Origin of the sequence: Mesorhizobium sp. M7A.F.Ca.CA.002.09.1.1, from assembly GCF_003998555.1 — a bacterium.
GTDB classification, from domain to species: Bacteria; Pseudomonadota; Alphaproteobacteria; order Rhizobiales; family Rhizobiaceae; genus Mesorhizobium; species Mesorhizobium ciceri.
The window spans coordinates 22,109-35,329 of record NZ_RZRR01000001.1 but is presented as its reverse complement, the minus strand read 5'-3'; the positions used below and the strand labels follow the sequence as shown (position 1 = coordinate 35,329).

The 13,221-nt window shown below is 59.0% G+C and carries 10 protein-coding genes and 3 pseudogenes; 7 read left to right on the top strand and 6 right to left on the bottom strand.

All coding sequences use genetic code 11. From position 1 onward, the window contains the following. Both EN994_RS35805 and EN994_RS00170 read left to right on the top strand, forming a co-directional pair. A pseudogene (locus EN994_RS35805) lies at positions 1-153 on the top strand (LacI family transcriptional regulator); the annotation flags it as partial. 164 nt (positions 154-317) lie between these two features. Beyond that, positions 318-1,121, top strand: a complete 804-nt coding sequence (locus EN994_RS00170) for a TIM barrel protein (protein ID WP_063169395.1) — start codon at positions 318-320, stop codon at positions 1,119-1,121. Positions 1,122-1,169: 48 nt separating this feature from the next. Here EN994_RS00170 and EN994_RS00165 read toward each other — a convergent pair whose 3' ends face one another. Next, positions 1,170-2,087, bottom strand: a complete 918-nt coding sequence (locus tag EN994_RS00165; RefSeq protein ID WP_063170390.1) for a LysR family transcriptional regulator — start codon at positions 2,085-2,087, stop codon at positions 1,170-1,172. 701 nt (positions 2,088-2,788) lie between these two features. On the opposite strand from EN994_RS00165, the pseudogene EN994_RS00160 reads away from it, so the two are divergent. The 5 genes and pseudogenes from EN994_RS00160 (at position 2,789) to EN994_RS00140 (ending at position 9,568) form a co-directional block, all read left to right on the top strand. Then, positions 2,789-4,012: pseudogene (locus tag EN994_RS00160) on the top strand (IS110 family transposase). Positions 4,013-5,230: 1,218 nt separating this feature from the next. After that, positions 5,231-5,512 (top strand): acyl carrier protein, encoded by a 282-nt coding sequence (locus EN994_RS00155; RefSeq protein ID WP_029356603.1) that lies wholly within the window; start codon positions 5,231-5,233, stop codon positions 5,510-5,512. Then, positions 5,513-6,721: a beta-ketoacyl-[acyl-carrier-protein] synthase family protein gene (locus EN994_RS00150; RefSeq protein WP_095804225.1), complete on the top strand. Its 1,209-nt coding sequence runs from the start codon at positions 5,513-5,515 to the stop codon at positions 6,719-6,721. 772 nt (positions 6,722-7,493) lie between these two features. Further along, positions 7,494-8,537: pseudogene (nifA, locus tag EN994_RS00145) on the top strand (nif-specific transcriptional activator NifA); the annotation flags it as partial. Positions 8,538-9,001: 464 nt separating this feature from the next. Next, positions 9,002-9,568 (top strand): sugar O-acetyltransferase, encoded by a 567-nt coding sequence (locus EN994_RS00140; protein ID WP_024505228.1) that lies wholly within the window; start codon positions 9,002-9,004, stop codon positions 9,566-9,568. A gap of 307 nt (positions 9,569-9,875) precedes the next feature. Here the strand turns inward: EN994_RS00140 and EN994_RS00135 are convergent, their stop codons facing one another. The 5 genes from EN994_RS00135 to nifB form a co-directional block, all read right to left on the bottom strand. After that, positions 9,876-10,769: an SIR2 family protein gene (locus tag EN994_RS00135; protein ID WP_024505229.1), complete on the bottom strand. Its 894-nt coding sequence runs from the start codon at positions 10,767-10,769 to the stop codon at positions 9,876-9,878. A 34-nt stretch (positions 10,770-10,803) separates the two neighbouring features. Continuing rightward, entirely contained in the window at positions 10,804-11,016 is a 213-nt protein-coding gene (nifT, locus tag EN994_RS00130; RefSeq protein WP_024505230.1) for a putative nitrogen fixation protein NifT, read from the bottom strand. After that, positions 11,013-11,333 carry a nitrogen fixation protein NifZ gene (locus EN994_RS00125; RefSeq protein ID WP_024505231.1) on the bottom strand — a complete coding sequence of 107 codons (321 nt, stop codon included), beginning with the start codon at positions 11,331-11,333 and terminating at the stop codon, positions 11,013-11,015. Before EN994_RS00125 ends, nifT begins: the two co-directional genes overlap by 4 nt. An 85-nt stretch (positions 11,334-11,418) precedes the next feature. Then, complete coding sequence (locus EN994_RS00120; protein ID WP_024505232.1) at positions 11,419-11,613, bottom strand: 4Fe-4S binding protein; 195 nt, start codon at positions 11,611-11,613, stop codon at positions 11,419-11,421. A 29-nt stretch (positions 11,614-11,642) separates the two neighbouring features. Continuing rightward, complete coding sequence (nifB, locus tag EN994_RS00115) at positions 11,643-13,124, bottom strand: nitrogenase cofactor biosynthesis protein NifB (protein WP_063169393.1); 1,482 nt, start codon at positions 13,122-13,124, stop codon at positions 11,643-11,645. Between the last annotated feature and the right edge of the window lie 97 nt (positions 13,125-13,221).

Genomic DNA, 13,221 nt, shown 5'->3' with positions numbered 1-13,221 from the left:
GATGACATCTTGACGATGGCGGTCGGCACGCCAATGCGCCGACTTTGCCAGGAGCTGATAATGGCAATGGAGCGGGCCATCAAAGCCGGCGTCGCGGAGAGCCCGGGGCAGACATTTCTGCCGTTCGACATTTATCTTCCGGAAAATATTTGACCTTGATGGATTTCTATCATGAGCGCCCATTTTCCTTTCACCGATGAAAGGAAAGCTCGATTGACTCGGCCGTCTCTGTCCGATCTGTGAACCGGCGTGGTTCCGTCTTGAAAGAAGCCGGATGCCGAAATGGCAGCCGCGCTTCATGGAAGGAAAGTCAAGCAATGCGCCAGGTATCGCCCCGCTTTGCACTCGATCACATGGCGGCGCCCCGCCTTGACGTCAGTGCGCTTTTCGCGCTTGCCCGTGACCAAGGCCTGACCGACGTCCAAATCCGTTACCCTCATTTCAGCAATCCTGTCGCACGCGGCATTCCGGCTGCGGACGTTCGGTTGGCCGCTACCGAAGCGGGCGTCACGATCATCTCTGTCAACGCCTTGCAGCGGTTCAACGACTGGACTCCAACGCGTCAGGCCGAGGCAAGCAACCTCGCCGATTATGCGACGGCGTGCGGGGCGGAGACGCTCGTGTTGGTGCCGGCCAACCGCAGCTCGTGGCCCACCAATAGCGAGCGCCAGGACAATCTTCGTTTCGCTCTAAACGAGATCAAGCCAATCCTCCAGTCGCGGGGTCTGATCGGTCTCATCGAGCCGCTGGGTTTCCGAACCTGCTCGCTTCGATCAAAGAAGGAAGCGGCCGAGGCCGTTGCCGCGGTTGATGGCCAGTCCGTCTTTCGCCTCGTGCACGACACGTTCCACCACACCCTGGCCGGGGAGACATGCCTGTTCTGCGAGCTTACCGGCCTGGTGCACATTTCAAGCGTAAACGACCCGACCTTCTGGATTTACCCCGATCGCTTTCTTGCAGGTTCCGACAATGGCAGCCAGATTCAGGCGCTGCTGGATGGCGGCTACGCGGGACCTTTCTCATTCGAGCTGGTCGAGGAAGTCCATTCTCTGGACGATCTCGCAGGCGCACTTGCCGCCAGCATCGACTTTATCCGGCGAGGGCTATTGTCGTCAAAGTAGATGGTGACAGGAGTAGTGACTATAGGTGCGCCTGAATTTTCCGTGGGTTCACAGCGGGGCAGCCATCCGAGATGCCTCCTGTATCATTATCTCCCGCATCCAGATGCTTGCCGGATCGCTATTGTGGAGGGCCGGCCATTGGAGGGTCTCGGTGAATGTGGGAAATGGCAGCGGAAGTTCGATAACCCGCAGGGGGAACGTTTTTTCGAAATGCCTGACCAGCCGTAAGGGCATGGTCGCTATACGAGCTGTGCCGGACACCATAGGTGGAATCATGCTGAAGCCCTGCACGGCGACCTCGACACGTCTCTTAAGGCCATGCTCAAGCAAAAACCATTCCTCGATAGACGGCTTCATCGTACGCCCGAACCTGACCGCGACGTGCCTCATCGACATGTATCTCTCGAATGTAAGCTGCTGTGGCAGCTGCTTGTTTGTGGGACAGCCTACGCACACGAGCTTCTCGTCAAACAGCGCAACGCTTGAATGCACACTCGACGTGAACATATCCGGTAGAATTAGAAAATCGACGTCACCGCGCCGGAGAAGCTCATCGGGGCTATCGTCGACAGGCAGCAGTTCGAAGCTGACGGCGGGGGCTTCCCGTGAAATACGCTCCACAAGCTTTTCGAAAAACACGAGCGTGACGAAATCGGAAAGAATGATCCTGAAGAGGCGATCGGCTCGAGCTGGGTCAAACGGATCCGAAGAAATAATCGAGCACTGGATGTGCTGGAGAGCGTCGCGAACTGCGGGGGCAAATGCTGCCGCACGCGGGGTTAGAAATCTTTCGCGACCTCTTATCGTAAACAGTTCATCGCGGAAATAATCGCGCAGTCGGGCGACGGCCGCACTCATGGCGGGCTGACTCAGGTTAATCCTGCGTGCCGCCGCCGAGAGATTACGCTCCGTCAGGAGTGCGTCGAGCACAACGAGGAGATTTAGATCAAGTCCTTTGAAACGCATGTCATCAGCCATCCATGGGATGGATGCCTTTAACCGAAACAAACGACTTTAACAATTTAGCATTCTTGCAATCTTTTGTCGCAAAAAGTTTATGATGGATGACGTTAAGGTCCGACATATGAGCCGCGTGATCTGCCGAAGCGAGCAATCGTTCGTACTGTGCAGGTCAGAGATTGGCAGTTTGAAACGCCGGGCCGATGGCGCCGGTCTATCAACCAGCGTCTTCGGCGGCCCCGACCTAGCTAGGCGTGGAACCTAATAGGGTGCACCTTTCCAGTCCGAGGCGACTGATGGGCGGTTTGATCCTAAGCTGCCGTGAGGCCTGTGCCAATTGTATCGGCGAGCCAATGCAGCAGTCCGGCAGCGTTTTTGAGAGCTGTTGTAGGCTCGGCCTAAGCCCATTGGCGCAAGCCTATCTGAACGAAGCGCTTGGCCTTGCCGCTATCCGGTATGTGATCTGTGGTGCCTTCTCGTCCTGCTGTTCTTGTTTTGGAACGCCCTTATGGTGAGCCCATCCGGGACGTGGGGCACCGGGAGCACAAAGGTGCAGGCAGGCCGTCAATAGACCGTGGGCTGAGAGCCCGAGCTCGTTACATGGCCGCCCCTCGCGACTTTCCCGGATGCGCTGCGAGCGCGGATCAGTAGATGTCGTGTTGCCCGCCAGCTCCCGTCTTTGACCGAGCCAAGAAGGAGGAACGGGCATGCTTATCATCGGACTGGATATTCACCGCGCCTTCGCCGAAGCAGTGGCATGGGAGGAGGGCAGGCTCAGGCGACTCGGCCGCGTCGACATGCGGCGCGATCTGCTGGCGGCGTTCGCCGCGAAGCTGTCGCCGAACGATGTCGGGGTGATCGAGGCCACCGGCAACGCGACGTCCGCTGCAGCTGTGGTTGCGCCGCATGTGAAGAAGGTGGGGATCGCCAAGCCGAAACAGGTGTTTATCGTTGCCTATGCCAAGATCAAAACGACGATCGACGCCGACGTTCTTGCGCAGCTCTATGCCAGCGGCTTCTTGCCAGAAGTCTGGATTGCGGACGAGCCGACGCAGGCTCTGCGTCGACAGGTGACACGGCGCAATCAGATTGTCCGACAGAGATCTCGATTGAAGAGCGTCATCCAGTCGATCCTTCATAGCCACCTGATCCGTCCTGCCCGCATGCTGACCTGTGCGGCGCCAAGGGTCGGACCTGGTTAATCGAGCAGGTCGTACCGCAGGACGAGCGCCTCGCGATCGATGGGCATCTGCGCGAGTTCGACCGATTGGGCGAAGACCTCCAGGTCATCGAACGCGATCTTGTCCGCTCGGCTCTCGAGGATGAAGGCGTGAAGCGGCTGATGACCATTCCCGGCGTCGACATCACCGTCGCGCTGGCGATGAAGGGCGGCGATCGGCGACGTGTCGCGCTTCGACGATCCGCAGAAGCTCGTGACCTATCTCGGGTTGAACCCAAGCGTCCAGCAGTCCGGCCAGGTCCGGCCTACCATGGGCGGATCACCAAGCAGGGCCGTGGTCATGCGCGCGGCATGCTCGTCGAGGCGGCCTGGGCGGCCGCTCGTGCTCCCGGACCGTTGCGAGCCTTCTCCCTGCGGCGTGCGAGCCCGGCGCGGACAGCATGTCGCGGCCGTGGCAACCGCACGCAAACTCTCTGTCGTGATCTGTCATCTGTTGAGAAGGGCGAGAGTTACGCGTGGGCTCGACCCTCCCTGCATGCCAAGAAGCTTGCGCGATGTGGAACTCAAGGCCGGGAGCAAGGCTGTGCGCGGCCAAAAGGGAGCGCACGCCTACAACATAAAGAGCCACCGGGAAGAAGAGCGCCGCTGGGTGGAGCAGGCCGAGGGCGCCTATGCACGCCTCGTCGCCGGTTGGAACCCACGAGGTCCGAAGAGGGTAGGCACGGATGCCGCAAACGAGGCGCGACGATAGAAGCTGCGCGGCAGGGCTCTCATCTCGGACCCTGCTCTTCGCCACGCGGTCGTCCGTGCGCGACAGGAGAATAGCGCAGATTTATCAAAAAGGCTCTTGTCGATCACATCAGTGGTCTTGGGCGCTGTACGGCCGGGTGAAGACTTTGCAGGTGGCCCGGAAAGCGTTTGACCTGCAGCGAAGCAATTGTCGTCATTACGCGCTCGACCCGGGCGCCCAGCTTGGCATAAGGGCTACGTGGCCTCAGGAAGCGTCGTCGCCAATGCAGACCATGGACGAATTCCCAGCCGATGCCGAGATGCCGGTCGACCGTGCCTGTCGCCGTCCGGTGATGCGATGCCCCCGAGCGGATGAGTTCGCCCCGGATGCTCCCGGTCACGACGCACGGGTTCGGGTTCCAAGGCGCTCAGTTTTGTTCGCGCCCAATCGGTGTAGGACGCGGCAGAAATACGAGCGTGACGAAATCGGAAAGAATGATCCTGAAGCGGCGATTCGGTAGAGCCGGGTCAAACTATCCGACGAAATAAACGATCACTGGATGGGCGGGGGAGCGTCGCAAACTGGAGGGCAAGAGCTCCCGGACGCAGCGTTAAGTTTGAATACCTCCGCGGACATGGTCGCGAGCTTATCGCGCAAATAAATCGAGCAGCCGAGCGCCGGCCGCACTCATGACCGGCTGGGCTCGGTTAATCCTGCATGCCGCGCCCATGAGGTTACTTGTCCGGAGTGCGTCGAGCACAACGAGGAGATGTAGTTCACGATCTTTGAAAAGCGTGGTCAACCATCCAAAGTGTGGATGCCTTTCATCGAAACAAACGATTTCATCAATGTTCTGGAATCCTGCATGGGCAGAAGCACCTGATGGACACCGATGCCCCCACTGCCTCATGGCGTGGCGAGCGTCTTAAGAAACCGCCCGAAAGGAGATTTTTCATGCGCTCTACCGGGCAGTGGAGTGCTGGGAAAGGGAGTTGCAACTGACCGGCCATGTCAAACTGTCCGACTTCTTCCGAGCCTATGGACAGACCGGGAGACGCGCACGTGTAGCGGCTCACATCGTCATACTGCACCTACGCCACACACCGGCCGGACCTGATCCGGCTTTATGAGCATTGGGTTTTGTCAGTTGCCCAAGCGTGATGGCTTTCGCGACGCGGCGCGCCTCAGGAACTGAGCCGCGTCCAGGTCGAAACGCGGGAAAGAAAGACAGGAAACAGAATGGCCGATCAATTCGCAACGGACGTCATTGCCCTGATCAAGAAACGCGCCGAGTCGGAGAGCGGTGAGGGAATGCCTGCGTCATTCGTCGGCGAGATAACAATCGCCACGGAACTGGACGCGCTCGGGTTCGATTCGCTGGGTTTGGCGGACGTCCTCTGGGATGTGGAGCAGGCCTACGGCATCAAGATCGACATGAACACGGCCGATGCCTGGTCCAATCTCAAGAATGTCGGCGACGTCGTGGAAGCCGTCCGCGGCTTGCTTGCGAAGGAGGCTTGAATGGACAGGCGCGTCGTTATCACCGGAGTGGGCGGCCTGTGCGGACTGGGCACCGACGCCGCCTCTATGTGGAAAGAGATGCGCGAAGGCCGCTCCGCCATCGGCCCGATCGCCAATTCCGAGCTTCATGACCTGGAGGGCATGACCGGCGCTGAGATCAAGGCGCTGCCCCAGCACGACATCGATCGCAAGCAGCTCGTCTCCATGGCCCGCTTCAGCTTGCTCGCCGTGCTTGCAGCGCGCGAAGCCATGCGGCAGGCCGGACTTTCCTGCGACGAGGGGAATGCCCATCGCTTCGGCGCGACAGTGGGCGTCGGATTTACCGGTTCGTACGCAACAGAACAAACTTACCGCTCACTGCTTTTGGGTAGCGCAATCCGTGCTGAACTCTTCACTGGAGTAAAGGTGATGCCCAGCGCCGCTTCCGTCCATCTTAGCTTGAGCCTCGGCTTGCGCGGGCCGGTCTTCGGGGTGACCTCCGCATGTGCCTCGGCCAACCATGCGATCGCCTCGGCGGTGGACCAGATCAAGCTGGGCCGGGCCGACGTAATGGTTTCCGGGGGCAGCGACGCACCCTTCGCATGGGGCGTGCTGAAAGCATGGGAAGCAATGCGCGTGCTTTCACCCGATACCTGCCGGCCCTTCTCCGCCGATAGGAAGGGCCTGGTGCTGGGCGAGGGTGCGGGCATGGCCGTGCTGGAAAGCTACGAGCATGCCACGAGGCGTGGTGCCACAATTCTTGCCGAGATCGCCGGCGTCGGCCTTTCCGCCGATGCCTTCCACATTGCCGCGCCATCTGTCGAGGGGCCAGCGTCGGCGATGCGCGCCTGCCTTGCCGATGCCGGGCTGAATGCCGAGGACGTCGACTATCTCAACGCGCACGGCACCGGTACCAAGAGCAATGATCAGACTGAAACGGCGGCGATCAAGCGTGTGTTTGGAAACCACGCTTATTCGATGTCCATCTCTTCCACCAAGTCCACGCACGCGCATTGCCTCGGCGCAGCGAGCGCGCTTGAAATGATCGCCTGCGTGATGGCAATCCAAGAGGACGTCGTGCCGCCGACCGCCAACTATCGCGAGCCAGATCCCGCTTGCGACCTCGACATCACACCCAATGTGCCGCGGGAGCGCAAGGTGCGCGTCGCCATGAGCAACGCCTTCGCCATGGGCGGTACGAACGCAGTTCTGGCATTCAGGCAGGTGTAGAAGCCATGCAAGACGCCTCATTTGAGGTCACCTGTCGTATCTAGCTGCTTGAGGGGCGGGGCATTGTGATACAGGGAGGGCTGTGGGGTCCCTCCTTCTCGGCCTCGACGATGTGGGAGGAGCCTGTGCGGCGAAACGGGCTAGACGCCCCCAGGCCCAGAACTTGGGCGAAACCAACTCCCACCAAAGCACAGCCGCTTTAGTAGCCGAACAATGAAGCCTCGCTCGACGAGCCGCCGCCTCTACTGTCAGCGGCATCACGCGGTTGAAGCGAACAGCGCAGCGGCTACTGTTTCCCGCACAACTCGGACGGCAATTGGGACAAGTCCGCACATGTCGTCACGTAAGCTGAACGCCGCAGGTACAGCCAAATTGGGGGCGGGGCGTTTCTGCCGTTTTGATAGAATTCTATCAAACTGACAATTTTCCTTGCACGAATGCAAGGAGAGCTCGATTGACTCCCCTCCTTTCTTGTCAAGGATGGGTTTGCAGGCTGCGGTGCGGCAGAAGCCGGACAGAACGGCGACCGGTCGAGTAAAGGCCTGCGCAAACAAGCGCGCATATTGCGGGCGCCCGCACGGAGGAGAAGACGCTCGTCCTGGTGAAAGACAACGATGCTCAGGCGCCATTGCCATTTGCCGAGGGGGTCCGCGCGCCGGAAATTTCGAAGCAACAAAGGTGAGATCGAGAATGATGATGGCGAAATACAACACAGCTCACCGTCCAGTGCAGTTCTACCGGCGGGTGGCGGAGTGGGATGGGCTGCCAAATGGAACGTAAAAAGATCAGCAAGGAGATGCTTGGCGATAGTCAGGCGCTGCGCAAGCTGCGTGAGCACCTTGTCAAGGTGGCCAAGGCGAAGACTACGGTCCTGTTGCGAGGTGAATCCGGAACCGGCAAGGAGCTGGTTGCCAAAGCCATTCACGAGCTCTCGCCTCGCGCCAAGCAGCCCTTCATCAAGGTCAATTGCGCGGCGCTCACCGAGACGCTTCTGGAATCTGACTTGTTCGGTCATGAGAAGGGTGCCTTCACCGACGCGAGCAGTTTGCGCAAGGGGCGCTTTGAGGCTGCCGACAAAGGCACATTGTTTCTGGACGAGATTGGCGAAATATCAGGTTCGTTCCAGGCTAAGCTGCTGCGTGTCCTGCAGGAGCAGGAGTTTGAGCGCGTCGGCAGCAACCACACCATTAAAGTTGATGTTCGCGTGATTGCCGCAACGAACAGGGACTTGGAAACGGCAGTTCAACGCAAGGAGTTCCGGCAAGACCTCTATTATCGCATCAACGTCGTCACTTTACGCGTGCCGGCATTGCGCGAAAGGCGAGGTGATATTCCGCTCTTGGCCGCTCAGTTTCTCAAGAATTTCAATACTGAGAATGATCACACGCTGACCTTCGCTCCCGAAGCGATTGAGGTGCTAATGAACTGCGAATTTCCAGGTAACATCCGAGAGCTCGAAAACTGCGTTCAACGGACGGCAGTTCTGGCGACGGGTCCATCAATCCTCAGAACTGACTTTGCCTGTTACGCGGATCAGTGCTTGGCCGCGGCGCTGTGGAAGAACGGACAGCCGACGTCAGAGAAGTCGACTACGATCGAGCCTTCCGCCGCCTGTGCCGCCCCGCCCGTCGGCGACGGGCAAGCGCCGATAGGCCCTGCCACGACTCGTGGTAGGGTGCCCGATGCCGATACGGTCATTGCTGCCATGGAAAAGTGTGGCTGGGTGCAGGCAAAGGCGGCGCGCCTGCTCGGTTTGACCCCGCGCCAGATCGGCTACGTGCTGAGAAAACGCGGTATCGAGATCAAGCGTCTCTGAAACAACCCGCCGAGCAAGAGCTGGAGCAGGTCAAGCATTGGTGCTCTGGCGCCGAGCCCATCGGCCAGGCTTACGAAGTGGGTGTGAACAGCGCTGCCAAGATTCCGGCCGTGTGCTTTCTACCACCAGTCGTACTGGGGCTCTGCGACTGACAAACTAAAAAGGAGTAATCCTCTGGCGGGACCTGGTCGATACATTAGCTGATGGCTTACCGCTCGATATCACGCAATCTGAGATGGGCATGAAAGTGAGTTCGACCGCTGGACAGTTGCCGACTTCGTCAGGTATTGGCCCCTGCGACCGGTTGATCTCCGATATCCAAATTCTTGGAAGTTGGTCGAGACGAAACTGTCGCCCCGGCTCGTGACCGACCGCGCGCCCGGCAAGATCGAGTTACAAAGTTGCCGAGGCAGTTTGATGTGCGTTCCTGCATCACTGTACGGGACACGACCTGACGGGAGACTATGATGCGTAGCCAAAAAGAAAAGATGCTCGCAGGCGAGTTTTACAATGCGGCGGATCCGGAGATCCAAGCTGACCTGTTGGCAACCGGGGCTTGGCTCAAGCGGTACAATGATACGCTGGGGCAGACCACGGGGCATTGGCATGAGCTTTTGTCCGAGCGGCTGGGAGAGGTTGGGCGCGGAACGGTCATCCGTCCGCCCTTTTTTTGCGACTACGGATTCAATATCCGCATTGGAGCCAATGCCTACATCAACTTCAACTGCGTTATTCTTGACGTGGTAGAGGTCAAAATCGGGCAAGGAACGGCAATTGGGCCTGCTGTGCAGATTTATACCGCCGATCATCCACATGATGCCGAGCAGCGGCAGGCCGGCCTGCAGGTCGGGCGTCCTGTTCACATTGGCAGCCGTGTCTGGATCGGCGGTGGAGCAATCATTCTGCCTGGCGTCACGATTGGTGATAATGCAGTGGTAGGCGCTGGCTGCGTGGTCACACGAGATGTTCCCGCCGGGGCAAAGGTAGTGGGAATTCCTGCTCGCGTGGCCGACCCACATAAACAGGCATAATCAACCTCGTTGACCCTGGAGGTGCATGCGAACTGTCGAAACTGTGCCGAATTTTTGTCGAAGCCATTGAGCGCTGCATATGTTGTCGCGACTCGGGCGCTTCAGTTCTTTTGCCACGGGGGTCACAAGATCATGTGCGTAATGCCGCCGCAACGTGCTCACGTCCCGCAGCAGCGGACCCTTTCACATGGCCCAACGAATTCAGAGCCTACGTTGTGCTGCCACTAGCATTACTGCTCACGAATGTATTCCCAACTGAGTTTTCGCCCTTGGAGGCAAGCAGCGACTCACCAGCAATCGCCGGCCATTAATCCTGGCTAGCATCGACCCCGACGAGGCGAGCCGCGGCGTTGCGGATCGGCATGTCGATGACCGTGATTGCGCCTTCGGCAAGGAAACGACGTTCGTTTCTGGTCAGCGTAGCCGAATCGATCACCGCAAAATGTGGGCCAGTGGAGCGCTTCATCAGCTGTCTGGCATATGTGCGCAGCATCTGATCGTTGAAGCGGCAGCCCACGAAGAAAAAACCCCGGTTGACGCGCCGTTGCTTCACCGCGTCCGGGATCGGCGTCTGGATATCAATTTCGGTTAGGACTTCGACGTAATCGGAATCAGCCACGAGGAAGTTTGCCGCCGGCCTGACGCTGCCGTGCGGCGCATAGAGCACCGTCCTAGCCACTTGTTCGGCCTCGAGTTCTGTTCCTGACAAATCGTAAGTTCTCGTCCAGATGTTACCGATTCCGGTCGCGCGCGTCGTTCCTTGTATCTCGACAACGTCTGTTTGGCCGGCCTCTGCAAGGGCTGCTCGCATGGCGCCATCGTACCAGCTGTCGATGATGACAGACAGTTGAAGGGTTGCGAGCCAGGCGTGAAGAACGGTCGGCTCGGCGGGGGCTGCGAATATCTCCGCCATCCACGCTTGGAGAGTCCGACGATGTCGGCGCTGCTCGATAAACTGCGCGACCGACCACATATTGGTGCGAATCCTGGAAGGGGCAGGCGCCCGCTTGTTGAGGGCCGCGGCGACATCTTCAGGGGTGCAAGGTACAGGGGATTCCGGTGGGTTAAGCTGCAGAAGACCAGGACCGAGATAGGGGATCACTCGATCGGCCTTGAGAGCGCCGTTCAGCAGGTCAATCAGTTTTTTGGCAAAACTGCCCCGGACGACGACGAGATGGTCCCAGCTCAGCATCGTGTTCATACGCGTTTCCTCTCCGCCACTGAACCCACCGGCATCAGGCCCCGTCGGAAATCTTCATCGCCTCGACGGTGATCGGCAAACGCGTGTCGCGCGGAAGGTCGGGCAGCATGAGCCGCCAACCGTTCCTGAGCGTCACGGTCCCGCCCCATAAGTCAGCGTTCTCAATCTCGGTGATCGGCTCTTCGAGATCCTTCTTGGGGACATAAGCCGACAAGCCAGTAGCGGTCCTGCGAATCATTACTTTCATCCGGCTGTTCCCCCGTTGGAAATGCCTTCAGCTCCGCAGGGAACCTCGACTTTGTCGAGGCTAATGAGTTCGCGCGCTCGCATGCCGACGACCGTGCCACGATCGATCCATTCGACCGCATAGATGAAGAATTGCTGGAGAAAGGTTCCAATGTCGCGCACGTAGCCTTCGTCGCCCTTCCGCACGAGGTTTTCGCCGATCTCCTTGCCGGGATAGGTGCCGTCGTTTTTTATGTGGCGTATCGCACGGACCCGCTCACCCTGCATGAACCGTGGCGGTCTGCCGATTTCGACCTCCTGTTCGCGTCTGGACCACATGCTGTCCATTCCTTTCTCGAGGCTTTTGTTGTGGTCGCGGGTTGCAGGCGTCGTCGTGCGGCGAACCCGACCGTTTCGGTAGGAATCAAGCGGGAACGCAGGTTTTCGGTACCGGACAGACCGACACGCATTGCTGCGTATCGAAGGCCTCCTTGCATTCGGTGCACTTGTTTGGATCGATCACATAGGCGTCGCCCTTGAACTTGATCGCTTCCGAAGGACATTCGAACTCGCAGGCCCCGCATTGGGTACATTGGGATGCGATGATCTTTAAAGCCATTCTAACTCCTGGTTATCGGACGAGACGGCTCAGGCCGTCGCCGCTAGTGGTCTGATCCCAAACTCTGCCGCGTAAAGTGCGCTGACTGCGGTCTCGATGTAGTCATGGCCATAGGCGTCGGTTACGCGCAGTCCAACTCGCGAGAGTTGTTCCTTCGGGCGATTTCCGATCTTGGCGCATAGCACTATGTGTATGCCTTCGAGCGCTGCGATGACGCCCTCGAGGATGGCGTCTTCGCCCCCGCCTCCGAGGCAATACCGCTCGACCTTCCGATGCCCGACCAAGCTGATCCCTCTAGGCGAGACTTCATAAACCTGGAATTCCTTCGCGTGGCCGAAGTGTTCGTTGACCCGTCCACCTCCCTTAGTGGCCACCGCAACCAGAAGCGACTTTTCGGAGTCTGTTGCCTTGACCATACCGATGGCCTCGCTCCTCGCCGCCTCATGATCACGGCGCTCGTGTGCGACCACCTGCCGATAGGCCTGACGCTTGCCAGCATCGTAGGCGACATCGTCGGGAATACCGTCCAGCGTGAATTCCTGGCCACGATCTTCACCGAGCAGGCCGACAGCATCTGCCCGGCACTGCCGGCAGTGGCGCATCAACTTGGCGCCACCTTCAAGTCGATCCTGAAGAGCCATCATCTCCGTTGCCGTTGGGCCGCGCTGCCCGATGAGTCCGTAGTGGGTACCGTGCGCCGGGTCCGAAATCAGAGGCATCACGTTGTGCAGAAACGCGCCCCGCTCCCTGACCATTTTGTTCACCTCAAACAGGTGCTGGTCGTTCACTCCAGGAATCATCACCGAGTTGATTTTGGTGAGGATGCCGCGCGCGCTCAGCATCTCCAGGCCCAGCATCTGCCGCGCGTGCAAGATTCGAGCGGCTTCGATGCCGAAGTAGCGGCGATTTTCATAAAAGATCCATGGATAGATCTTCGCGCCGACTTCCGGGTCGACCATGTTGATGGTGATCGTCACGTGATCAACATTCATTTCGGCAAGCTCGGCGACATGGTCCGGCAGCACGAGCCCATTAGTGGAGACGCACAGCTTTATGTCGGGGATTTCCCTGATGACGCGGTCGAACGTTGCCTTCGTTTTCTCCCAATCGTAACAGGCATCCCCCGGCCCAGCGATGCCAAGAACCGAAAGCTGCGGAACTTTGTTGGCAACGGCGATGACCTTGCGTAGCGCTTGGTCGGGCGTCAACTTCTCAGACACAACACCAGGCCGGCTCTCGTTGGCGCAATCGTATTTGCGATTGCAATAGTTGCACTGGACATTGCAAGCCGGCGCGACCGCCACATGCATACGCGCGAAATAATGATGCGCTTCCTCCGAAAAGCAGGGGTGATCCTTGATCCTTTCCCAAATAGCCGGATCCTCTTCGCCCGGGCTGGTCGGCGACGAGCCGTAGGAAGACGATGCGCAGCCACCGGATTTCGCGGCTGCCAGAAGACCCTCGGATGTCGTGCTAGTCGGCCCCTCAATCGAAACTGTCGGTGAGGACATCAAACGGCTCCGTTGCTGGTAACGTCGCGGTTCAAGGTGCAAGAGCCATACCAACTGAAAAAAGCGGCTTCAGTTCACTATTCGGGTCGATATCGCA